The organism is Phyllobacterium calauticae (assembly GCF_019991125.1).
In the GTDB taxonomy this organism is placed as follows: domain Bacteria; phylum Pseudomonadota; class Alphaproteobacteria; order Rhizobiales; family Rhizobiaceae; genus Phyllobacterium; species Phyllobacterium calauticae.
The window spans coordinates 585,664-608,111 of the sequence record NZ_JAGENB010000002.1 but is presented as its reverse complement, the minus strand read 5'-3'; the positions used below and the strand labels follow the sequence as shown (position 1 = coordinate 608,111).

Sequence of the window (22,448 nt, the reverse complement as noted above, 5' to 3'; positions counted from 1 at the left end):
CTTGCAGGACTAGACCATATGAAACGGTTCATACACTTCGCGGCACTCGCCATGGGCACGCTGCTGTTGTCAACACAGCTGGCAGCGGCCCAGTCGGACGTTTGCAGCCGCATGGAACAGCGTCTGCGCGAACTCGACAATGATTTCGTCACCGATGAGTATGAGTTGAACCTGCGCCGCGACCGGGTGGAAGCTGCCATGGACGCCAACAATTGCTCGGCATCCTATGAGCCTGACCGCGAAGTCTTGCCGCGCGAAGTGGAACCGCGAGACGGGGAGCCCCGGCGCCGCCCCTATGAAGTCCTCGGAGGCCAGCGGCCCGTTGAAAACGAGCCGCTGGAAAGCACCGCGCCGGTCTACGGCGGACAATATCAGACGCTCTGCGTGCGCACCTGCGACGGCTATTATTTCCCCATTTCCTACGCGACCGGCGCGGAGAATTTCCACCGCGACGAAGCGCAGTGCCAGGCGCAATGCCCGGGCGCGAAACTGTTCTATCATTCGACCAACGGTGAAACCGTCGATCAGATGATTTCCCTGCGCGGCCAGGCCTATACGGATATGCCCAACGCGTTCAAATTCAGGAAAGTCGGCGCCAATGGCACGCCGCAATGCTCCTGTCAGCGCACGGCGGGCAATTACACCACGCTTGGAAATCCCAAGGAAATAGCCCGGCAACCGGCGGCGACTGCGCCCGCGACGAAACCGGCGCCAGCACAAACACAGCCAGCACTCAAACCGGCGGAACCGATCAAACCGGTCGAGCCTGTCAAGGCCGAACCATTGCCATCGGCAGAGCCGGCGAAAAACCCCGAACCGAACAAGCCGGCGGCACCGGCCGAGGCCAAGGCCGAACCGGCTGCGCCTGTGGGAGAGCCGGAGAAAAAACCGTCATCGATTATTCAGCTGGGGACACCCGCCGTGCCGAAAGTCGAAGCGGAACAACCGAAACCGCTGTCGCCGGACAAGCCGATCGATCCCAACCGCAAGGTCAGGGTCGTCGGGCCAACGTTCCTTCCCGACCAAGAAGGGGCAGTAAATCTGCGAGCTCCGGACCAGAAGCCAACCCGGTAAGGGCAATGCGCAGTGGCATGAACAACGGCTTGCCCTTGCGTCCGCTCTGAACCTTCACCGCTTCCGTCCACTGCTTCCAGGTCTCGCGGCTCCACGGCTCCTGCGGCAACACGTCAAAAGCCGCCGCAACGAAATCGCGATCCTCTTCAGCAAGGACTTCGTCACTGACGGGACCGGCCTGAATGATCTTCCACCACAGCGCCGCATCGGCCACGCGCGTGAGATTGCCGCGCACGGCGAGCCAGAAGGCTTCGGCCTTGTCGCCGGTGATCCCCATGTCCCGCAGCCGCTCTTCAGCCACGTCGAACGGCATGGCGTGGATCAGCGTGCGGTTCAACGTATCGAGTTCCGCCGGATCGAATTTCGAGGATGATTTCGATGTTGCCTTCGGATCGAAGATTGCGGCGAGCGATGCCATGTCAGGCATGGCAACCACATTCTCCGACGTTCCCGTCAGAACGGCGAGGCTGACCACGGCCATCGGCTCATAGCCGTCGCGGCGCAGGCTGCCGACGGACAGGGCTCCCGTCCGCTTGGACAGTCCCTCGCCCGAAACAGTCGTCAGCAGATTGTGATGGCCAAGCGCCGGCGCCTTCGCACCGAGCGCTTCAAAAATGGAAATCTGCACGCCGCTGTTGGTGACGTGATCATCGCCGCGGATGATGTGCGTGATGCCCATGTCGATATCGTCGACCACGGAGGTCAGCGTGTAGAGATAGGTGCCGTCTTCGCGCACCAGCACCGGATCGGACAGCGAAGCGAGATCGACGGTCTCTTCGCCGCGCACGATATCGTCCCAGTGGACAATCGTGCGCGCCGGCGCGAACGGATCGTCCTTGAAGTTCGGCAGCAGGAAACGCCAGTGCGGGCGATGCCCCTCGGCTTCCAGCTTCGCGCGATCCTCCGCCGTCAGTTTCAGCGCATCGCGACCATAGACCGGCGGCAGGCGGCGCGCGAGGCGCAGCTTGCGCTTGCGTTCGAGTTCTTCCGACGTTTCGTAGCAGGGATAAAGCACGCCGGCGGCTTTCAGCACCTCGACGGCGGCATCGTAAAAGGCAAAGCGTTTGGACTGGTGTTCAACCCGCACCGGCTTGATGCCAAGCCATTCGATATCAGCGGCGGTCGCTTCGGCATATTCGGTCTTCGAGCGCTCCACGTCGGTGTCATCGAAGCGCAGGATCAGTTGGCCATTGTGTTTCAGCGCGAACAGCCAGTTGAACAGGGCTGTGCGCGTGTTGCCGATGTGGATATAGCCGGTCGGAGATGGTGCAAAACGGACGGTGATGGTCATGCGTCGGGCATATCGGAACGACGCGTGAAGATCAATATGGGCCGCGCTTTCGCGCGGCCCACAGGATCAGTCATCGGCCAGAACAAGACCCTTGGTCAGTTCCAGCGCCTGCCGTTCGAACAGGCTGCGGTAGATGCCGCCGTTCAGGCGGATCAGGGCTTCGTGGTTGCCCTCTTCCGCGATCCGGCCATGGTCGAAGACCAGCAGCCGGTCGAGTGCCCGCACCGTGGACAGCCGGTGCGCGATCACCAGCGTCGTCCGACCCAGCATCAGCCGTTCCATGGCCTGCTGGATCAGCACTTCCGATTCCGAATCGAGGCTCGATGTCGCCTCGTCCAGGATCAGAACCGGCGCATCCGCGAGGAACGCCCGGGCGATGGCCACACGCTGGCGCTCGCCGCCGGACAGCTTTACACCGCGTTCACCCACCAGCGTGCCATAGCCCTTCGGCAGGGCCATGATGAAGTCATGCGCGCTGGCCTGCCGGGCCGCTTCCTCGATCTCGCCCTGCGTGGCTGTCGGCCGCGCATAGGCGATGTTCTCGGCCAGCGTCCGGTGGAACAGGATCGGCTCCTGCTGCACGATGGCGATCTGCTGGCGCAGCGATGCCTGGGTGACGGCGGAAATATCCTGACCGTCGATCAGGATATGCCCCGCCTTCACGTCGTGCAGGCGCTGGATCAGCTTGACGAACGTCGTCTTGCCCGAACCGGAGTGGCCGACAAGGCCGACGCGCTCACCCGCCCGGATCGTCACCGAGAACCGGTCATAGAGCGGTGCCCGGTGCGCCCCGTAGTGGAACGTCACATTGTCGAACACGATCTTGCCATTGGTGATCTGGATCGGCTTGGCGCCGGGCCGGTCATCAATGCCGAGCGGCTGACTCTCAATGTCAACAAGCTCTTCCATATCGTTGATCGAACGCTGCAAATTGCGGATGTGCATGCCGACTTCCCGCAGGTAGCCCTGCAGGATGAAGAACGACGTCAGCACGAAGGTGATGTCACCCGCACTCGCCTGCCCCCTGGACCACAGCCACAGGGCAAAGCCGATGACCGATGCCCGCAGGATGAGCAGCAGCGAACCCTGCGTCGTGCCGTTGCGGGTGCCGCGGATCCACGTGCGCCGCGTCCGGTCCTGCCACTTGGCAAGAACTTTTAGCAGCCGTGCATCCTCGCGCTTTTCCGCGCCGAAACCCTTCACCACCATGTTGCAGCTGACCGCATCGGCCAGCGAACCGCCGAGCTTGGTATCCCAGCGATTGGCAAGGCTCGCCATCGGCGCGACATAGCCAAGCGACATCGCCACCGTCACGCCTACGAACACGAGGGATCCCAGGCCGATGATGACGCCCATCATGGGCCAGTACCAGGCCATCAGCACGGTCGAGCCGACAAGCATGACAACGGACGGAAACAACGCCACCAGCAGCGTATCGTTCAGCAGGTCAAGCGCCCACATGCCGCGCGTGATCTTGCGCACCGTCGAGCCGGCAAAGCTGTTCGCATGCCAGTCCGTCGAGAAGCGCTGGACACGGAAGAACGCGCCGGAGGCAATCTCCGACATCATTTTCAATGTCAGCTTGACGATCGTCATGAAGGTGACGTGCCGCAGGATGATGGCACCCAGCGACAGGGCCATCAGGGTCCAGAACGCGGCCATCGCGGCATCCCAGGCAATGGCATCCGTTGCCGCGCCATTGACCACCGCGTCGACCAGCCGCCCCGAATAGAGCGGCGTCAGCACGTCGGCCAGTGTCGAGAGCAGCACTGCACCAAGAATGATAGCCAGACGCACCGGCTGCTTCTGCCAGTGAATCCAGGTGAATCCGAGAACGCTGCGGAAGGCTCCGCCGCGCAAGGCGTTACGTAAAAATGCCATGACGATCGTCCGGTGCCAAAACGCACCGGCCTCAAATATGAATTTCAGACGAGAATGCCGCGCAACAGAACGAGGGAATCAATGCGGCACAATTGGCTTGGCGACTTGCCTGAATACAGGAAAGGCCAATATCGGCGATGAGTGTTCTTGACCGGTGAAGTCAATTGAAAAGCCCTGGGGCTTTTCATCATCACATGTCAGGAACGGACGCCGCCCCGAGGGGACATTGAAACAGCTGCCATTCTAAACCTCCCGGGCTTGATTGCCGGAGAGATGGCTTATAGGTGAATCGCAATCACGCGCCAAGCGCCTATTTTTTGTGCAGCCGCTTTTCGAAATAAAGTGAGGCGCGATTGCAACACTAGACTTCAGTCGTAGTCAAAAACGATGGTTGCAGGGCGATCAGTGCCTGGTTCGACACATGCAATCAGCCCTACCCCCGATCGCGGAACTTGTTGGTGATGGGATAGCGCCGGTCGCGGCCGAAATTCTTCCGCGTCACCTTCACACCCGGCGCCGACTGCCGGCGCTTGTATTCGGCGAGATAGAGCAGGTGTTCGATCCGCTCAACCGTCTTGCGCTCATGGCCGCGCTCGACGATCTCGTCCACGCCCATCTCGTTCTCGACGAGGCATTCGAGAATGTCATCGAGCACCGGATAGGGCGGCAGCGAATCCTGATCCGTCTGGTTTTCCCGCAATTCGGCGGAAGGCGCCTTGCTGATGATGTTTTCCGGGATGACGATACCCGATGGACCGAGGCCGCCGGCGGGCACATTCCTGTTGCGCCATTCGGACATGGCGTAGACCTGCATCTTGTAGATGTCCTTGATCGGATTGTAGCCGCCGTTCATGTCGCCATAGAGCGTGGCATAGCCCACCGACATTTCCGACTTGTTGCCCGTCGTGACCACCATCGAGCCGAACTTGTTGGAGATTGCCATCAGGATCGTGCCACGGGCCCGGCTCTGCAGGTTTTCTTCGGTGATGCCCTCTTTCGTACCTTCGAATGTCGGCCCGAGCGCTTTCAGAAAGCCTTCCACCGGTTCGAAGATCGGCACGATGTCGTAGCGGCACCCCAGCGCCTTGGCGCAGTCTTCCGCATCCTTCAGCGAGTCCTTCGATGTATAGGTATACGGCATCATCACGGCGCGCAGCCGCTCCTCGCCCAGCGCGTCGACAGCCAGCGCCGCGCAGATCGCCGAGTCGATGCCGCCGGAAAGGCCGAGAACCACATCCTTGAAGCCGTTCTTGTTGACGTAATCGCGCAGGCCCAGCATGCAGGCGCGATACTGCGCCTCCTCGCCCTCGGGGATTTTCGACATGGGGCCTTCCGAGCAGGACCACCCGCTTTCGCCGCGCCGCCACGTGGTGACAACAAGTTGTTCCTCGAACTGCGACATCTGGAACGCGATGGCTTTGTCCGGATTGAACGCAAACGAGGCACCGTCGAAAATCAGATCGTCCTGACCGCCGAGCTGGTTGGCGAAAATCAGCGGCAAACCGGTCTCGATCACCTGGCGCAGCACCACCTGATGGCGCACATCCACCTTGCCGTTGTAATAGGGCGAGCCATTGGGCACGCAGAGTATCTCCGCGCCGCTCTCGGCCAGTGTCTCACACACGCCGAGGTCGCCCCAGATATCCTCGCAGATCGGAATGCCGATGCGGATGCCGCGGAAATTCACCGGCCCCGGCATCGGTCCCTGCTGGAACACCCGCTTCTCGTCGAACTCGCCATAGTTGGGCAGGTCGACCTTGAAGCGTTCCGCGATGACCTTGCCGCCATCCAGCACCATGACCGAATTGTGCAGGCCGCTGTCGCGCCGCAGCGGCGTACCGATGATCACCCCCGGTCCGCCATCGGATGTATCGGCCGCAAATTCTATTGCCGCCTTTTCGCAGGCTTCGATGAAGGCTGTCTTCAGCACCAGATCTTCCGGCGGATAGCCTGAAATAAACAGCTCCGTGAACAGGATGAGATCGGCGCCCTGCCGCGCGGCGTCGGCCCGTGCTTCACGCGCTTTTGCCAGATTACCCTTGATGTCACCCAGGACAGGATTGAGCTGGGCGATGGCGATACGGAGGATGTCGGGATTTTTGCTCATATTGAACATATATCATTTCGCTGGAGATTAAACAATGCGACTCACACGCGGTTTCAGGAAAAAAATACGTGCCAGAGCGTATAGAACCAGACGATGGCGACGAGAACAACCGAGATCAGCACGGCCAGAGATCCGCAATCCTTGGCGATCTGGATGTCGCGCTGGAAATCCCGCGACACGGCGTTGCACGCCGCTTCAATGCCGGTGTTCAGCACCTCGATCATGATCAGGATAAGCACCGAGCCGGTCAGAACCAGGAAAACCAGCACGGAGGGCGCAATCGCCGCCGCGACGGGAATCGACAGGATGAAAAGGATGAGTTCCTGCTGAACCGCCTTTTCGTGCACCGCCAGGTGCCTGAGCGCGCGCATGGAATTGACGAATGCCAGTATTAGCCGCTGCATGGTTTGCTCCCGTCCGTCCGTAACGGCAGCTATAAAGCCAGATCGGGCGGCGTCAATCCTTCACGCGTTCCCGGCCCCTCAGTCGCCTGCCACGACGATACCGCCGCCGCTCGCCACATATTTCGGCAGATCGTCGCCGATTTCGTAATAGTCGCCCTTGTCGCCGACGAAAATGTGCACTTCGCCCTTGAGACTGGTCGGCTTGTCGAACGATCCGGCCATCACCGAGATGTAGTCGAGATCATGATGTTTCCAGAACATCACCGATCCGCAATTGCGGCAGAAACCGCGCGCCGCATATTCGCTGGCGGCATACCATTTGATGTTTTCCTCACCGGTGATGGTGATGGCATCCTTCTGGACATTCGTCGCCGCATAGAAATGGCCGGATTGCTTGCGGCACTGCGAGCAATGGCAATAGACGATCCCGCGCAGCTTGCCATGCGCCTTGAAGCGGATGCCTCCACACAGACACGATCCACTATGCAATTCCGACATCGGACGGACTCCTGTTCAAGACAGCAAAGACTAGGCTTGCACCAGCGCCCTGCCTTGCGCGATCACGCCTTTGTCGACCGCGTCAGCGACACACGCAAAAGCGCGGCACCGACAACGGCGGAAAGCAGTGATCCAAGCAGAACGCCGAGCTTTGTTTCATCCTGCAGCAGGGGCGAATTCGCGTAGGCGAGAAGGCCAATGAACAGGCTCATGGTGAAGCCGATGCCGCACAGCATCGAGACCCCATAGATCTGGAACCAGCTTGCTCCCGCCGGGCGTTCCGCCAGCCGCAACTTTATCGCCAGCAGCGCAAAGGCAAAGACGCCGATCTGCTTGCCAACGAACAGGCCGGCCGCCACGCCAAGGGGGACGGGATCGGCAAGGTTGGACAGGGAGACGCCACTGAAGGACACACCCGCATTGGCAAAACCGAAGATTGGCACGACAGCAAAGCCGACCCAGGGCTGGATGGCGTGCTCCAGCTTGAGCAGCGGCGATTCGGTTGCCCCCTGCCCGTCCTTGGCCCCGCGCATCGGAATGGTCAGCGCCAGGAGGACACCGGCCACCGTGGCATGCACGCCCGATTTGAGCACAAGAATCCACAGAATGACGCCGAGGACGAGATAGGCCCAGAGCCGCACCATGCCGAGACGGTTCATGGCCATCAGGATGACGAAAACCCCGGCGGCACCGGCAACAGCGGGAATATTCAGCCCGTCCGAATAGAACAGCGCAATGATGAGGACCGCGCCCAGATCGTCGATAATGGCAAGCGCCGTCAGGAAAACCTTCAGGGACAAAGGCACGCGCGAACCAAGCAGGGACAAAACACCGAGCGAGAAGGCGATATCCGTTGCCGATGGAATGGCCCAGCCCCGCGCCGTTTCGGTGCCGGCATTGAAGGCAAGGAAGATGGCAGCCGGAACGACCATGCCGCCGACCGCAGCGAAGCCCGGCAATGCGCGCCGTGACCAGCTGGACAACTGGCCGCTGATCATTTCACGTTTGATTTCCAGCCCGACCAGCAGGAAGAAGATCGCCATCAGCGCATCATTCACCCAGTGAAGAATACTCAGCCCGCCGACATAGGTCTTCAGAAGGCCGAAATAACCGTCACTGAGCGGTGAATTGGCAATGATCAGCGCCAGCGCGGCCACCACCATCAGGATGATGCCACCGGAGGCTTCGCTCTCGATGAAGGAACGGAAAGACGCTGTCAGGCGGATTCGGCGCGAAGGTTTTGTTGTCATGGAACCTTGATAGAATCCAAAGACATAAATTTCCAGCCAAAACGGTCCGATGTTCTGACAGATGCGTGATCAGGCCAAAGTTGTTGTCCGTCCGCTTCACAAAAACAAAGGGCGGCCTCGGAAAGACCGCCCTTTTATTCAGATAATATTATGCAAAGCGATCAGCCGTTGACAGCGATCTTCTGCGGATGCGCGTTGCGCTCCTTCTTGAGCAGTTCTGCAACGAGGAACGCCAGCTCCAGCGCCTGATCGGCATTGAGGCGCGGATCGCAATGGGTGTGGTAACGGTCCGACAGGTCTTCCGCCGAAATCGCCCGTGCACCGCCCGTGCATTCCGTCACGTTCTTGCCGGTCATTTCGATGTGGATGCCACCGGGATAGGTGCCTTCCGCATGATGAACGGCAAAGAAGCCTTCGACTTCCTTCAGGATACGGTCGAAAGGCCGTGTCTTGTAGCCATTGGCCGTGATCGTGTTGCCATGCATCGGGTCACAGGACCAGACCACATCGCGGCCTTCCTTCTGCACGGCACGGATCAGCTTGGGCAGATGGTCGCCCACCTTGTCATGGCCGAAACGGGCGATGAGGGTCAGGCGGCCGGGTTCGTTTTCCGGGTTGAGCAGATCGATCAGCCTGATCAGACCGTCGGGCTCCAGCGAAGGGCCGCACTTGAGGCCAAGCGGGTTCTTGATGCCACGGCAGTATTCCACATGGGCATGGTCCGGCTGGCGGGTACGGTCGCCGATCCAGATCATGTGGCCCGACGTGCCATACCAGTCACCGGAGGTTGAATCCACGCGGGTCAAGGCTTCTTCGTAGCCAAGCAGCAAGGCCTCATGGCTGGTGTAGAAATCCGTCTCGCGCAGCGTGTGGTTGGTTTCCGACGTGATGCCGACGGCACGCATGAAGTCCATCGTATCGGAAATCGTGCGGGCGAGTGACTCATAGCGCTCGCCCTGCGGGCTGTCCGACACGAAACCAAGCATCCACTGGTGCACGTTCTCGAGGTTGGCATAGCCACCCTGGGCGAAAGCGCGCAGAAGGTTCAGCGTTGCCGCCGACTGGCGATACACCATTTCCTGGCGGTTCGGATCGGGAATGCGGGCAGCCTCGGTGAACTCCATGCCATTGATGATGTCACCGCGGTAGACCGGCAGTTCGATACCATCCTTGGTTTCCGTATCGGCAGAGCGCGGCTTGGCGAACTGACCGGCAATGCGGCCGATTTTCACGACCGGCTGCGATGCGCCGAACGTCAGGACAACCGCCATCTGTAGGAACACGCGGAAAAAGTCGCGGATATTGTCCGCGCCATGCTCGGCAAAGCTCTCGGCACAGTCGCCGCCCTGCAACAGAAAACCCTGCCCTTTGGACACGGCTGCGAGCTGGCGCTTCAGCTTTCGCGCCTCACCTGCAAAAACCAGCGGCGGATAGGTACGAAGACGGCCCTCGACATCGCTCACAGCCTGAGCGTCCGGATAAAAAGGCGCCTGCTTGATTGGCTTGCCTCTCCAGGAAGTCGGTGTCCAGTTCTTCGTCATTATTGCACCTGTTTTCTATTGTCCGCACTGGGTAGCGGTGGTTTGCGTTTTCCGGTTGCTCCGGAAGGCGCTCATATAGTGGAAATATCCTTATTATACCAGTCCCGTTAAGGTTTGTGGCGGAAACACGAAATCGAGATTGTCGCAGGCGGCATTTTGATTTACGTTGACGTTAAAGTCAAAGCTGGAGCGGCCGATGCGCGACATTGCTTTTCAAGCCTCTGATGGCTTTCCCCTGCATGGCACCATGTTTGACGGAAAAGGCACCGGGCCGGCGGTCCTGATCTCCTCCGCGGCCGCCGTTCCCAACACATTCTACCGGCACTTTGCCCATCAGCTGCTCGATTGCGGCGCCTCCACAGTACTCACCTACGATTATCGCGGCGTCGCGAAATCCGGAACGCCGAAGGGATGGACCACACGCCTCGGCATGAAAGACTGGGGCGTGCTCGATTTTCCCGCGGCAATCGATGTTCTCAGGCGCGCAGCCGGCGACAGGCCGCTGGTGGGCATCGGCCATTCCTATGGCGGCCTGGCGCTTGGCCTCAGCAACCGGTCTTCCGACTTTGCCCGCTATACATCGCTTGCCTCGCTCTCCGGCTATTACCGCAACACGGCCGAACCGTTTTCCGTCTTTGCCAAGATGAACTTCCTTGCCCTGCCCCTGGCGCTCTCGCTTGGACGCGTGCCCAAATGGAGCGGTATCGGCGAGGAACTGCCCGGCAGTATCTTCCAGGACTGGGCACGCTGGTGCCGCAATCCCAATTTCCTTTTCGGCGACGCCAAAACACCGGAGTCGAAGCATTTTCAGTCGGTGCGCACGCCCCTCCTCGCCGTCGGATTGACCGACGATCCCTGGGGAACGCCGAAGGCAATCGATCACCTTTTGACCCACTACGGCAATGCGCCGACAAACCAGCTGTGGCTATCCCCGCAACAATCGACCGGCGGCGCAATCGGCCACCTCGGCTTCTTCCGCAAGCACCATACGGCCACGCTGTGGCCGCCCGTCATCGACTGGCTGCTGCACGGGAAAGTGCCGCTGGAAGCAACGCACCGCGCCGAACAACGCGTTGCCTAAAAGAACGGGGGGATTGTTCAGGCGTAGGGCGTGCCCGCCATCGCGGCTTTCAGGCCGAGGGTTCCCTGGTCGACAAGCCCGAGGAAGACGGCTGTCGCTTCCCGCGCATCCTGTTTCAGCTGAAAGGAGCGGTGCGCCTGGACGAAGGCCGTGGTCCATGTCGCCAGAAGCAGGCCGGCGGCCAGATGGGCATCGGGATCGGCCGGTTCCCGCCCCGCGCCCTCGGTCAGGGCCAGGCTGACGGCCTGCGCAAGCTCGTCGCGGATCGCTCTCGCCCGGGCCTTCAGGGTTTCACTGCCCTCGATCGTCGCCATGAAGGCCTGGCTCCTGACCGAAAACCTGAGATAAGGAACGTCCTCCGCAGCCAGCCGATGCGCCAGCAGACGCAATGTCTCGACCGGGGTGACGCCGGGCTCGCGCCGCTGCAAAACGTCGCGCAGCATCTCGCGTCCCTCTTCCTCGCGATCGAAGAACATGTCCTCCTTGCGGGGAAAGTGATTGAACACCGTCATCCGCCCGACATCGGCGGCAGACGCAATCTCGTCCACCGTCACATGATCGAAGCCACGCTGCATGAAAAGCCGGGTGGCAGCGATGGAAATGCTTTGCCGGGTGGCGAGGCGCTTACGGGATCGGCGGTCGGATGGAACTGTCATGTCATCGCTGATAGCACGATTTATATACTGAGTACAATTTTGCATTGACACGAAGTGCCGGATAATCCATATAAGTGTACTGAGTACATATTGGGATCAGGTATATGAGAAATGACATTGATATCGTGATCGTGGGCGCCGGCCCCGTCGGGCTCCTCACCGCCATTGAACTGACTTTGGGCGGTGCGCGCGTTCTCGTGCTGGAGCGCCTCGCCACGCCGAGCCTGGAAATGAAGGCCGGCGGGCTCGGGCCGTTGGGGCTTGAGGCGTTGCAGCGGCGCGGCATGACGGCCGCCATCGCCGCCGCTGAGGCGAGCAGTTTCGCAGCGATGGCGCAGTCCGGGCGGGACCCGCGGGCCAAAGGATCGAAGTACAGCGGCCATTTCGCCGGCCTCTCCCTGATCCGAAAGGATGCGCAGAAAGAGCCGGAACGGCGCGCCCGCCCCGTGGACCAGCAGGCCCTCGAAGCCATGCTGGCCGACCGCGCACACGCGCTCGGAATCGATGTCCGCCGCGGCTGCGATGTCACCCGCTTCACCTCGCAGACCGACGGCGTTGACGTGGAATGGACATCTCCGGCAGGCATGGATCGTGTTCGCTGCACCTATCTCGTCGGTTGCGACGGGGGACGCAGTTCGATCCGCAAGATGGCCGGTTTCGATTTCCCCGGCACGCCGCCCTCGTCCACCTTTTATCAGGCTGTTGCCGAAATCGATCATCCCGACCGCCTGGCACCGATGGGTTGGCGGCGCACATCGGGCGGCATCTTCTCCTACGGGCCTTTCCCCGGCCGGCTGGTGATGATCGAATTCACCGGCACGCCGCAGGACCGGCAGGCGCCGGTCACGCGGGAGGAGATCGAAGCGGTCCTGCGCCGTGTCAGCGATGCCGATGTCCGCGTCAAGGCGCTCGAAACCGGCAGCCGGTGGACTGACAACACACGACTTGTCGACACCTACCGCCAAGGCAGGGTGCTGCTGGCCGGCGATGCGGCGCATATCCATACACCGTTCGGCGGTCAGGGCCTCAGTCTCGGGCTCGTGGATGCCGCAAATCTCGGCTGGAAGCTCGCCGCCGTCATGCGCGGCGAGATGCCCGAAACCCTGCTCGATACCTATACGGACGAGCGGCGCCCCGTTGCCGAAGCCGTTCTGGCAAACACGCTTGCTCAGATGGCCATCATGCGGCCCGATCCGCAGGCGGGCGCGATGCGCGATATCATCGTCAACCTCATGCAGTTCGATGACGTCAACCGGTTCATTGGCGAGATGATGAGCGGCCTATCCATCCGTTACGATCTCGGCTCGGAACGGGACGAGGTTGGCCGTCTGACGGGCGACCGGCCGGTCAGCCCCGGCGATACCGGGACGTCGCTCTACGATCTGATGCAGGATGGCATGGGCGTTCTTCTCGATGCCTCCGCCGGGGGGAAGGCTTCCAGCTTCGTTGCCGCCCGCACAGGAAGGGTGCGGTGCATCGCCGTCGATGCAGGACCTTCCCTGCTGATCCGTCCGGATGCCTGCATTGCCTGGGCGGGTGACGACGACAGCACGGACGGTTTGGAGCAGGCACTCCGGCGCTGGTTCGCGCCATCACAACTGTGACCCCGTCCGGGTCGAGCCTTTACCGGAGCAAAGGCTCGATATCAATCAACGCGCGCGCCGTCGACGATCCGGTATGTCGGCTTGTACATCGTCACCAGTTCCTCGGCGGCAGTCGGATGCACAGCCATCGTCCTGTCGAAATCTTCCTTGGTGCATCCGGCCTTCATGGGAATGGCCAGGAGCTGTGCCATTTCGCCCGCATCGGGCCCAAGAATGTGCGCGCCGACAACTTTCCGGCTGTCTGCATCGACAATCAGCTTCATCAGCATCTTTTCCGTGCTGCCGGACAGCGTATTGCGCATCGGGCGGAACACCGCCCGGTACACCTCGACCGCTTTGAATGTGCGCGCCGCGTCCTGCTCGGTCAGGCCGACAGTACCGATCTCCGGCTGCGAAAACACCGCCGTCGCGATCAGCGCGTGGTCCGGCTTCGTCGGATTGTTCTTGAAGGCGGTCTCAAGGAAGCACATGGCTTCGTGAATGGCGACAGGCGTCAATTGCACCCGGTTGGTGACATCGCCGACCGCCCAGATGTTTTCCCTGCTCGTGCGGGAATAGCCATCCACCTTGATCGCGCCCGTCTCATCCACGGCAACACCGGCCGCTTCGAGACCGAGCGATGTCGTGTTCGGCACGCGGCCGATGGCCAGCATCACCTGATCGGCAACAATCGCATCGCCGCCGGACAGGTGCACCAGTTTGCGGCCATCATCCTGGCGTTCGACCCTGGTGATGATTTCCGTGCAACGGACATGAATGCCCTTTTCCGCCATGGCCGCATGCAGCATGTGGCGTAGATCCTGATCGAAGCGCGACAATATCTCCTTGCCGCGATAGACAAGCGTGGTGTCGACGCCAAGGCCATGGAAAATATTGGCAAATTCCACCGCGATATAGCCGCCGCCTTCGATGACAATGGCTTTCGGCAGCGTATCCAGATGAAACGCTTCATTCGAGCTGATGCAGAATTCATTGCCCGGCAGCGAGGGATGCGGGCTTGGGTGACCGCCGACGGCGATCAGTATCTGGTCAGCGGTCACCCGCTTGCCGGTCTTGAGGATTTCGATCGTGTGATCGTCGATCAGCAAAGCGCGGCTCTCGAAAATCTCCACGTCGGAGTTTTCCAGCCCCTTGCGATAAAGCCCTTCGAGACGGGCGATTTCGCGGTCCTTGTTGGCGATCAGCGTCGGCCAGTCAAAGGTGCTCTTGCCAACGGTCCAGCCATAGCCCGCCGCCGCATCGAAATGTTCCTGGAATTGCGAGGCATAGACGAAGAGCTTTTTGGGCACGCAGCCGCGAATGACGCATGTGCCGCCCATGCGGTATTCCTCCGCCAGCCCGACCCGCTTGCCCATGGCACCCGCCAGGCGTCCCGCGCGCACGCCGCCCGAGCCGCCGCCGATGACAAAGAGGTCATAGTCATAGGTCGCCATTTGCACACACTCCGAATCTGTTCCGCTGCTGATCACTTTATATGGGTTTATAGCGCCGCTTTAAAAGAACAAAGCCCGGCTTGGACACCGGGCTTTGCAAACAGTCAGGAAGCGGAAAGGATCAAGGCTTCGGCTTGGCAGGCGCTGCCGGCTTGGCCGGGGCCTTTGCCGGGGCTTTGGCAGGCGCTTCCGGCGCTGCCGGTGTTTCAGGCGCGGGTGCCGGCGTTACCGGTGCTGTCGCCGCGGCGGCCGCAACGACCTTTTCGGCCACAGCCTGCGCAAGATCGCGGGCAATACCGGCGCGCCAGATGCTGGCGGCCTTCAACACTTCGCGCATTGCGATTGGGTCTTCAGACAGGAATTTCTTGCCTGCAGGAGAGTTGTAAAAGCCGGTGATGGCGTTCAGCTCTTCTTCCGAAAACGACACGGCATAAGCACGGGCAGCTTCGTTTTCGAGATCAGCGCGACGCGCCGCCAAGGCCAATGCCTGCTCGTCCACGGTGGAACTGATGATGGACTCAAGATTGGGATCTTTATCGATCAGCTGAACTTTCAAGTTCTGTGCCGCGTCTGGCAAAATCCCGTCAAACATATCCGTCTTCTTCATCGCTGCAATTGCAGCGCGTGCGGCAGCAAGATGCGATGCGGTGATTTCCTGCGCCTGCGCGGTACAAAGACTGCCCAGCATGATCGCGATAGACAGAGGTGCAATCAAACGGCGAAAGCCAGTTGCTCGGTTCATGGATTTATTGCTCCGTTTTTCTCAAGACTTTGCCTGTCAAGGCTGTGTTCGTGTTCGTATGCCGTCAGCACCGGCCAGAATAGCCACGCGCGCCAGCCCTAGAAATAGTCCATGCTCCACAACGCCCGGTATGGCGTGCAGAGCGTTTGATAACGCTCTTGTATCCGGAATGCGGCCAAAAGATGCATCCAGGATCAAATGCCCGCCGTCTGTAACAAATGCTTCGCCTCCCGTCATCCTCAATGTAACGGAACCGGACAGATCAAGCGCTGCAGCAGCTTTTTCGATGGCGATTTGCGTTGCCGCAAGGCCAAAACGGTTCACTTCAATCGGCAACGGGAACCTGCCGAGCACCGCGACATTCTTCGACTCATCCGCAATCACCAGCATTTGCGCCGACGCGGCAGCCACGATCTTTTCACGCAGCAGTGCACCGCCGCCGCCCTTGATCAAGGCGAGTTCCGGCCCGATCTCGTCGGCGCCGTCAATGGTCAGGTCCAGCTCCGGCGTTTCCTCCAGCGTGGTCAGCCTGACGCCAAGCTCCCGGCACAGCGCCGCCGTGCGTTCCGACGTCGGCACGCCGATGACATCAAGGCCCGCGGCGACCTTTTCCGCCAGAAGGCGCACGAATTCTTCGGCCGTGGAGCCGGTGCCGATACCCAGGCGCTTGCCATCTTTGACATAGGTCAGCGCTTCGGCAGCCGCCTTGATCTTCAGTGTCCTGGCATCCATCCTTGGCGCCCTCTCCCTGCTTTGACTTGACACTAGTGGTCCTATTCTGACATTCGCATATGGCGCGTGATGTCAAATAGGATGCGAATGTCACATTCGTTCCACTTGGCTCCCTAACACGTCAGACAGACGGGTCAAGGCTCGATACATGATTTCGCCCTGTACATAAGCGGATCGTACCACGCCTGAAATGCATAAATCGCGGAACTCCTCATCCGAACCTTAAATTTGCAGGTGCACAGAATGTCCAAACCTATTGTTGTTTTCGATCTCGATGGCACCCTGGTCGATACCGCCCCGGACTTGCTCGACAGTCTCAACCACTGCCTCGAAGCAGCCGGCATGCAGAAAGTAGACCCGGTTGCGCTGCGCCGTTATGTCGGGCAAGGCGGCCGCGTGATGATCGAACGGGCGTTCGAGGCACAGCAGAAAATTCTCAACCCGGAACAGCTCGACTGGCTGGTCGGTCTTTTCCTCGAGCACTACGGCAAGAACATGCCCGGCCATTCCGCGCTTTACGACGGCGTGGAAGATGTGATGAACAATCTTGCCAAGGCCGGCTACCTCCTTGCCGTGTGCACGAACAAGTTCGAGGGCCTTTCCGTCAGCCTGCTGACGGCGCTCGGCCAGCAGCAGCGCTTTGCCGCCATATGCGGATCCGATACGTTCGCGTTCCGCAAACCCGATCCCCGCCACCTCTTCGAGACCATCGCCAAGGCGGGCGGCGACCGCGACCGCGCCCTGATGATCGGCGACAGCCGGACGGACATCGACACGGCCAAAGCCGCGGGCATTCCCGTGATTGCGGTGGATTTCGGCTATTCCGACCTGCACGTGTCGAGCTACGAACCAAGCAAGGTCATTTCACACTATCGTGAATTGAACCTCGACCTCGCCGAACGTCTGATCAACGCGGTCAATGCCTGATTTGGCTTGAATCGGAAAGGCTTAGCTTTCCCGACGGTAAGTGCCTGAAGATCCGGGATGGAACAAAGTCTGCAATCATGCGTTGCATATTTTGATCGATACCACGCCCATGGGTGTAGTATCCGCAGCCTATTCGCGCATTCATGACAACGAAGATGTGCATCTTCGGGATTTCAGGAGGAAATATGAGAAAGCTTGTTTCGTTGTTCACTGCGGCCGTCATGTCGATCGGCATGGTTTCCGCAAGCTCCGTGGCCAGTTATTCCGCCCCGATGGTGCCCTTGTCCATCGAAGGCTCGAATCCCGTCGAGCAAGTCCGGGATCACGGCAACTGGAGGATGCGCCATGGCTGGCGCGGCGGCGGTCATTGGCGCGGCAATCGCGGCTGGCACGGTAATCGCGGCTGGCATGGCGACCGGGGATACCGCGGCGACCGCTACTGGTACAGAGGCCATCGCGGATATCGCGACTACCGTCCCGGCTATCGGTACTATAACGGCGCATGGTTCCCGCTGGCTGCCTTTGCGGGCGGTGTAATCATCGGCAACGCCATCAACAATGACCGCATTGTCAGACGCGGCTCAAGCTATCACACACGCTGGTGCTACAATCGCTACCGGTCGTACCGGGCGTATGACAATACATACCAGCCCAACAATGGCCCGCGCCGCCAGTGCGTTTCGCCATAAGGCGGAACAGAACGCGCTTGATTCACGACCCCGGTCACCGCTGTGACCGGGGTCGTACCGATGCGTTGACGCCTATGCTTTAGACGGAAGTAGCAGCCAATTTGCCTCAAATTCGCAACCATTGCCCATTTTTTGGGCGATTATCCGCGTTGCAGCGTAAATAGCGGAATGTGCTTGCATTTTTTTCCCAACGCGCTTGAATGATCGTGTGTGAAGGGGATTATGAGTGAAGCCATTTGATGAGATGATCAAAACCGGCGGTCAGGTACGCCCGCCATATGAACAACTGCAATGCTGGCTTAATACCCAGAACCCGGAAAGGTTTGCGCAGAAGGCGCGCGATGCAGAAAATGTCTTCCGCAAAACCGGGATCACCTTCGCCGTCTACGGCGATGAGGAAGCGGCAGAACGCCTGATCCCCTTCGATATCATCCCGCGCATCATCACCGGCAATGAATGGCGGCGCCTGTCGCAGGGCATCGAACAGCGCGTGATGGCCCTCAACGCCTTTCTCGATGACATCTACCACCGCCAGGAAATCATCCGCGCGGGCCGCATCCCGCGGGAACTGTTCACCCACAACGATGCCTTCCTGCCGGAGATGGTCGGCTTCCGCCCGCCCGGCAATGTCTATACCCACATTATCGGCGTCGACATCGTCCGGACCGAAGAAAACCAGTTCTACGTTCTCGAAGACAATGCCCGCACGCCATCCGGCGTTTCCTACATGCTGGAAAACCGAGAAACGATGATGCAGCTGTTTCCGGAGCTGTTCCAGCAGATCAAGGTACGGCCTGTCGAAACCTACCCCAAGCAGTTGCGCCAGTCCCTGGCCGCCGTCGCGCCGCCCGGCTGCAACGGCACGCCGACCATCGCCGTCCTGACCCCCGGCATCTACAATTCAGCCTATTTCGAACACGCCTTCCTGGCCGACCAGATGGGTGTCGAGCTCGTCGAGGGCAGCGATCTCAAGATCGAGAATGGCAAGGTGGTGATGCGGACCACGGAAGGCAACCGCGCCATCGACGTGCTGTACCGGCGTGTCGACGACTCCTTCCTCGATCCCCTCACCTTCCGCCGCGATTCAGCGCTCGGCGTTGCCGGCATCATGGATGTCTACCGCTCCGGCAACATCACCATCGCCAATGCCCCCGGCACAGGCATCGCCGACGACAAGGCGCTCTATTCCTATATGCCGGAGATCGTCGAGTTCTATACCGGACGCAAGGCAATCCTCGAGAATGTGCCGACGCACCGCTGTTCCGAACCGGACACGCTGAAATATGTCCTGGAAAACCTTGCCGATCTTGTCGTCAAGGAGGTTCATGGTTCCGGCGGCTACGGCATGCTGGTCGGGCCGGCGGCCACCAAGCAGGAACGCGAGGATTTCGCGCTGAAGCTCAAGGCCAATCCGAAAAACTACATCGCCCAGCCGACGCTCGCCCTGTCGACGACACCGATCATGACGGAAAAGGGTCTGGCGCCGCGCCACGTCGATCTGCGCCCCTTCGTTCTCGTGTCCGACCGCATCCGCATCACGCCGGGCGGCCTGACCCGCGTGGCGCTGAAGGAAGGCTCGCTCGTTGTCAATTCCAGCCAGGGAGGCGGGACAAAGGACACCTGGGTTCTCGACGACTGACCGCTCTGAATGGGGAATGAGGGCTGCCACAGACGGCCCCATCAAGAAATAAAAGAGGGATACAACCAAAACATGCTTCTTGGTCGCACCGCGAATGGTCTCTACTGGATGTTCCGCTATATCGAGCGGGCAGAGAATATGGCACGCCTGATCGATGCCGGTTTGCGGATGGCTTTGACGAAAACCTCCGATGCGCCGGAGGAATGGTCCTCCGTGCTGATGAGCGCCGGGGTGAAAATCGGCTACGACGCGAAATACGGCGAATACAACGCCAGCCTGGTCTCGGATTTTCTGCTGCGCGACCTCGGCAATCCGTCCAGCGTGATGTCCTGCATCGAAACAGCCCGCTCCAATGCCCGCATGGTGCGCACGGCCCTCACGCGCGAAGCCTGGGAAAGCGTCAATGAAACCTGGATGATCCTCAAATCGACGCTCGCCGCGGCGGTTCCTGAAACGGATCTTCCGCGCGTCCTCGACCAGATCAAGCGCGAAACCGCCATCATCCGCGGTGCCTTCCACGGCACGATGCTGCGCAACGAGATTTTCAATTTCGCCCGCATCGGCACGTTCATCGAACGGGCCGACAACACGGCGCGCATTCTCGACGTGAAATATTACGTGCTGCTGCCGTCGATTTCCTATGTCGGCACGACACTCGACAATTTTCAGTGGGAGTCGATCCTGCGCTCGGTCTCGGCCCACCGCTCCTATCGCTGGGTCTACGATGTCGAATACAATCCGGTGAACATCGCCGATTACCTGATCCTCAATTCGCGCATGCCGCGGTCGCTGAACTTCTGTTACTCGAATATCGTCGACAATCTCACGTTTCTCGCCAATGATTACGGCAAGCGGCACGAGTGCCACGACATGGCGGAAAGCATCATGACACGGCTCGAAAACAACGACATCCGCACCATCTTCGACAACGGCCTGCATGAGTTTCTCAGTGACCTGATCTATCAGACATACGGCCTGGGCAGCAAAATTGCCGAAGCCTACAATTTCGATTGAACGCCATGCTCCTGACCATCAAACACACCTCGCGCTACCAGTATGATTTCCCGGTGCAGTATGCTGTCCAGCGTTTGCGCCTGCATCCCTCGAGCTCGCCCGGCCAGAAGGTCATCGACTGGGCCGTGACGGTTCACGGCGCCGAGCAGGAGGCGAATTACCGCGACGGGTACGGCAACCGGACGCAGCTCGTGCGGCTTAACCGCGATGCAAAGGAACTGGTCATCGAGGCCGCGGGCCAGGTGGAGACGGAAGACCGCTCCGGCGTGCTCGGCAAGGTCTATAATTTCATGCCGATCTGGCTCTATGAGCGCGAAACCGCACTGACGAAGCCGGGGGATGCCGTCCGCCAGCTTGCAGCCAGCCTGAAAGTCAAGGACGACAAGCTGGCGCTCATGCATGAATTGATGGACACGCTGCACAGTGCCGTCGCCTATACGCCGGGCACCACCGACATCGCCACGACGGCCGAAGAGGCGCTGACACTGGGAACGGGTGTCTGCCAGGACCACACCCATGTTTTCCTCGCCGTCGCCCGTGTCCTGAAAATTCCTGCCCGCTATGTCTCGGGCTATCTCATGATGCTCGATAGCATCGAACAGACCGCCACCCATGCCTGGGCGGAAGCCCATATTGACGGGCTCGGCTGGGTCGGCTTCGATGCCGCCAACAACATCTGCCCGAACGAGCATTATGTGCGCATCGCCTGCGGCCTCGACTACAATGAAGCGTCGCCCATTTCCGGCATGCGCTTCGGCCCGGGCATGGAATCGCTTGCCGTGGACCTCAATGTAGAGCAGTAATCGCCGGGATTTTTTAAATTCGGGATTCGCTATGACCTATTGCGTCGGGCTTAAATTGGATCGTGGTCTTGTGTTCATGTCGGACACCAGAACAAATGCCGGCGTCGACAACATCTCCACGTTCAAGAAGATGTACACATGGGCGAAGCCCGGTGACCGTGTCATCACGCTTCTGTCGGCAGGCAATCTTGCCACGACGCAGACCGTCATCAGCATTCTCAACGAACGCACCAAGATTCCATCCGAGCGGGCGCCGTCGATCTTCGACATGCCCTCGATGTTCCAGACGGCGAAGCTGGTGGGCGATACGATCAAGAATGTGATCCACGACGTGGATTCCAATGGCCAGCGTGCCGATTCCTTCGGCGCCTCGATCATTCTGGGCGGACAGATCAAGGGCGGCGAGCCCCGCCTGTTCCTGATCTATCCCGAAGGCAACTTCATTGAATCCTCACCCGACACGCCGTTCTTCCAGATCGGCGAGCACAAATACGGCAAGCCGATCATCGTGCGTTCCTACGATCCGGCCATGACGTTCGAGGAAGCGACCAAACTGCTGCTGGTGTCCTTCGATTCCACCCTGAAATCCAACCTGTCGGTCGGCCTGCCCCTGGACATGCAGTTTTACGCGGCGGACAGCCTCAAACTGGGCTTTGAAAAGCGCATCGAGCGCAACGACCCCTATTACGAGGCCATTTCCGACGGCTGGTCGCAGGCTCTCAAACTGGCGTTCCAGAGCCTGCCTTCCTTCGAGATCGATTAGGGTGCGTGGTTTTGCAGCCAATCCATGCAAGAACCTCAAAGCTTAGCTGCAAACCGGCGCCCTAACCCCTTCCGCCCGCTTCACTTTCCCACTATGGTCCGCGATGAGACCGGTCGAAACGGGCCGGTCTTGGGGCTTGATAACCCCTCGAGGGCGGCGTTGTGCTGCCGTAAAATGCACTTCCCGGTCTTATGGTCGGGGAGGCCTTCGCGTATGTTCAGGGGGCAACCCTAAAGGCGAAGGCGCTCTCCCTCGAGAGTTATCAACTCCCCGGTCACCAGAGGCTAAACCTCGGGTGACCACTTTCCTCGCGAGACAA

20 protein-coding genes are annotated in these 22,448 nt (G+C 60.1%); 9 read left to right on the top strand and 11 right to left on the bottom strand.

Annotation, left to right across the window (positions count from 1 at the left end; genetic code table 11):
- Nucleotides 1–18 precede the first annotated feature (18 nt).
- On the top strand, nt 19–1,074 hold the full coding sequence (locus J1W56_RS25955) for a DUF2865 domain-containing protein (RefSeq protein ID WP_264319108.1): 1,056 nt from the start codon (nt 19–21) through the stop codon (nt 1,072–1,074).
- Here J1W56_RS25955 and gltX read toward each other — a convergent pair.
- The 7 genes from gltX to J1W56_RS08825 form a co-directional block, all read right to left on the bottom strand.
- Nucleotides 992–2,365, bottom strand: a complete 1,374-nt coding sequence (gene gltX, locus J1W56_RS08855; protein WP_223612926.1) for a glutamate--tRNA ligase — start codon at nt 2,363–2,365, stop codon at nt 992–994. The two genes, J1W56_RS25955 and gltX, sit on opposite strands and share 83 nt — an antisense overlap.
- A gap of 66 nt (nt 2,366–2,431) precedes the next feature.
- On the bottom strand, nt 2,432–4,246 hold the full coding sequence (locus J1W56_RS08850; RefSeq protein WP_223612925.1) for an ABC transporter ATP-binding protein: 1,815 nt from the start codon (nt 4,244–4,246) through the stop codon (nt 2,432–2,434).
- Between the two features lie 433 nt (nt 4,247–4,679).
- On the bottom strand, nt 4,680–6,353 hold the full coding sequence (locus J1W56_RS08845; protein ID WP_223612924.1) for an NAD+ synthase: 1,674 nt from the start codon (nt 6,351–6,353) through the stop codon (nt 4,680–4,682).
- Nucleotides 6,354–6,406: 53 nt separating this feature from the next.
- Nucleotides 6,407–6,757 (bottom strand): diacylglycerol kinase, encoded by a 351-nt coding sequence (locus J1W56_RS08840; RefSeq protein WP_223612923.1) that lies wholly within the window; start codon nt 6,755–6,757, stop codon nt 6,407–6,409.
- Between the two features lie 78 nt (nt 6,758–6,835).
- The gene (locus J1W56_RS08835; RefSeq protein WP_223612922.1) at nt 6,836–7,255 is read right to left on the bottom strand and encodes a GFA family protein; all 420 of its coding nucleotides are present in this window, start codon (nt 7,253–7,255) and stop codon (nt 6,836–6,838) included.
- A gap of 62 nt (nt 7,256–7,317) precedes the next feature.
- Nucleotides 7,318–8,505 (bottom strand): Na+/H+ antiporter NhaA, encoded by a 1,188-nt coding sequence (nhaA, locus tag J1W56_RS08830; protein WP_223612921.1) that lies wholly within the window; start codon nt 8,503–8,505, stop codon nt 7,318–7,320.
- A gap of 161 nt (nt 8,506–8,666) precedes the next feature.
- Nucleotides 8,667–10,046: a class II 3-deoxy-7-phosphoheptulonate synthase gene (locus J1W56_RS08825; protein ID WP_223612920.1), complete on the bottom strand. Its 1,380-nt coding sequence runs from the start codon at nt 10,044–10,046 to the stop codon at nt 8,667–8,669.
- 196 nt (nt 10,047–10,242) lie between these two features.
- Between J1W56_RS08825 and J1W56_RS08820 the strand changes: the two genes are divergently transcribed.
- A complete protein-coding gene (locus J1W56_RS08820) occupies nt 10,243–11,127 on the top strand; it encodes an alpha/beta hydrolase family protein (RefSeq protein ID WP_223612919.1) in 885 nt (294 codons plus the stop codon).
- 17 nt (nt 11,128–11,144) lie between these two features.
- Here J1W56_RS08820 and J1W56_RS08815 read toward each other — a convergent pair whose 3' ends face one another.
- Entirely contained in the window at nt 11,145–11,783 is a 639-nt protein-coding gene (locus J1W56_RS08815) for a TetR/AcrR family transcriptional regulator (protein WP_223612918.1), read from the bottom strand.
- 104 nt (nt 11,784–11,887) lie between these two features.
- Between J1W56_RS08815 and J1W56_RS08810 the strand changes: the two genes are divergently transcribed.
- Nucleotides 11,888–13,387: an FAD-dependent monooxygenase gene (locus J1W56_RS08810; protein WP_223612917.1), complete on the top strand. Its 1,500-nt coding sequence runs from the start codon at nt 11,888–11,890 to the stop codon at nt 13,385–13,387.
- A 41-nt stretch (nt 13,388–13,428) separates the two neighbouring features.
- Here the strand turns inward: J1W56_RS08810 and gor are convergent, their stop codons facing one another.
- From gor to rpiA, 3 genes are all read right to left on the bottom strand, one after another.
- Nucleotides 13,429–14,820, bottom strand: a complete 1,392-nt coding sequence (gene gor / locus J1W56_RS08805; RefSeq protein ID WP_223612916.1) for a glutathione-disulfide reductase — start codon at nt 14,818–14,820, stop codon at nt 13,429–13,431.
- A gap of 121 nt (nt 14,821–14,941) precedes the next feature.
- Complete coding sequence (locus J1W56_RS08800; RefSeq protein ID WP_223612915.1) at nt 14,942–15,562, bottom strand: DUF2059 domain-containing protein; 621 nt, start codon at nt 15,560–15,562, stop codon at nt 14,942–14,944.
- Between the two features lie 36 nt (nt 15,563–15,598).
- Nucleotides 15,599–16,294, bottom strand: a complete 696-nt coding sequence (rpiA, locus tag J1W56_RS08795) for a ribose-5-phosphate isomerase RpiA (RefSeq protein WP_223612914.1) — start codon at nt 16,292–16,294, stop codon at nt 15,599–15,601.
- A 243-nt stretch (nt 16,295–16,537) separates the two neighbouring features.
- Here rpiA and J1W56_RS08790 point away from each other — a divergent pair, with 243 nt between their 5' ends.
- The 6 genes from J1W56_RS08790 to J1W56_RS08765 all read left to right on the top strand — a co-directional run bounded on the left by J1W56_RS08790 (nt 16,538) and on the right by J1W56_RS08765 (nt 22,129).
- The gene (locus tag J1W56_RS08790; protein WP_223612913.1) at nt 16,538–17,221 is read left to right on the top strand and encodes an HAD family hydrolase; all 684 of its coding nucleotides are present in this window, start codon (nt 16,538–16,540) and stop codon (nt 17,219–17,221) included.
- A gap of 185 nt (nt 17,222–17,406) precedes the next feature.
- The gene (locus J1W56_RS08785; protein WP_223612912.1) at nt 17,407–17,910 is read left to right on the top strand and encodes a BA14K family protein; all 504 of its coding nucleotides are present in this window, start codon (nt 17,407–17,409) and stop codon (nt 17,908–17,910) included.
- A 226-nt stretch (nt 17,911–18,136) separates the two neighbouring features.
- Nucleotides 18,137–19,549 carry a circularly permuted type 2 ATP-grasp protein gene (locus J1W56_RS08780; RefSeq protein ID WP_223612911.1) on the top strand — a complete coding sequence of 471 codons (1,413 nt, stop codon included), beginning with the start codon at nt 18,137–18,139 and terminating at the stop codon, nt 19,547–19,549.
- A 72-nt stretch (nt 19,550–19,621) separates the two neighbouring features.
- Nucleotides 19,622–20,563: an alpha-E domain-containing protein gene (locus J1W56_RS08775; RefSeq protein ID WP_223612910.1), complete on the top strand. Its 942-nt coding sequence runs from the start codon at nt 19,622–19,624 to the stop codon at nt 20,561–20,563.
- A 5-nt stretch (nt 20,564–20,568) separates the two neighbouring features.
- A complete protein-coding gene (locus J1W56_RS08770) occupies nt 20,569–21,366 on the top strand; it encodes a transglutaminase family protein (protein WP_223612909.1) in 798 nt (265 codons plus the stop codon).
- A 31-nt stretch (nt 21,367–21,397) separates the two neighbouring features.
- On the top strand, nt 21,398–22,129 hold the full coding sequence (locus tag J1W56_RS08765) for a proteasome-type protease (protein WP_105732382.1): 732 nt from the start codon (nt 21,398–21,400) through the stop codon (nt 22,127–22,129).
- The last annotated feature ends 319 nt before the right edge of the window (nt 22,130–22,448 follow it).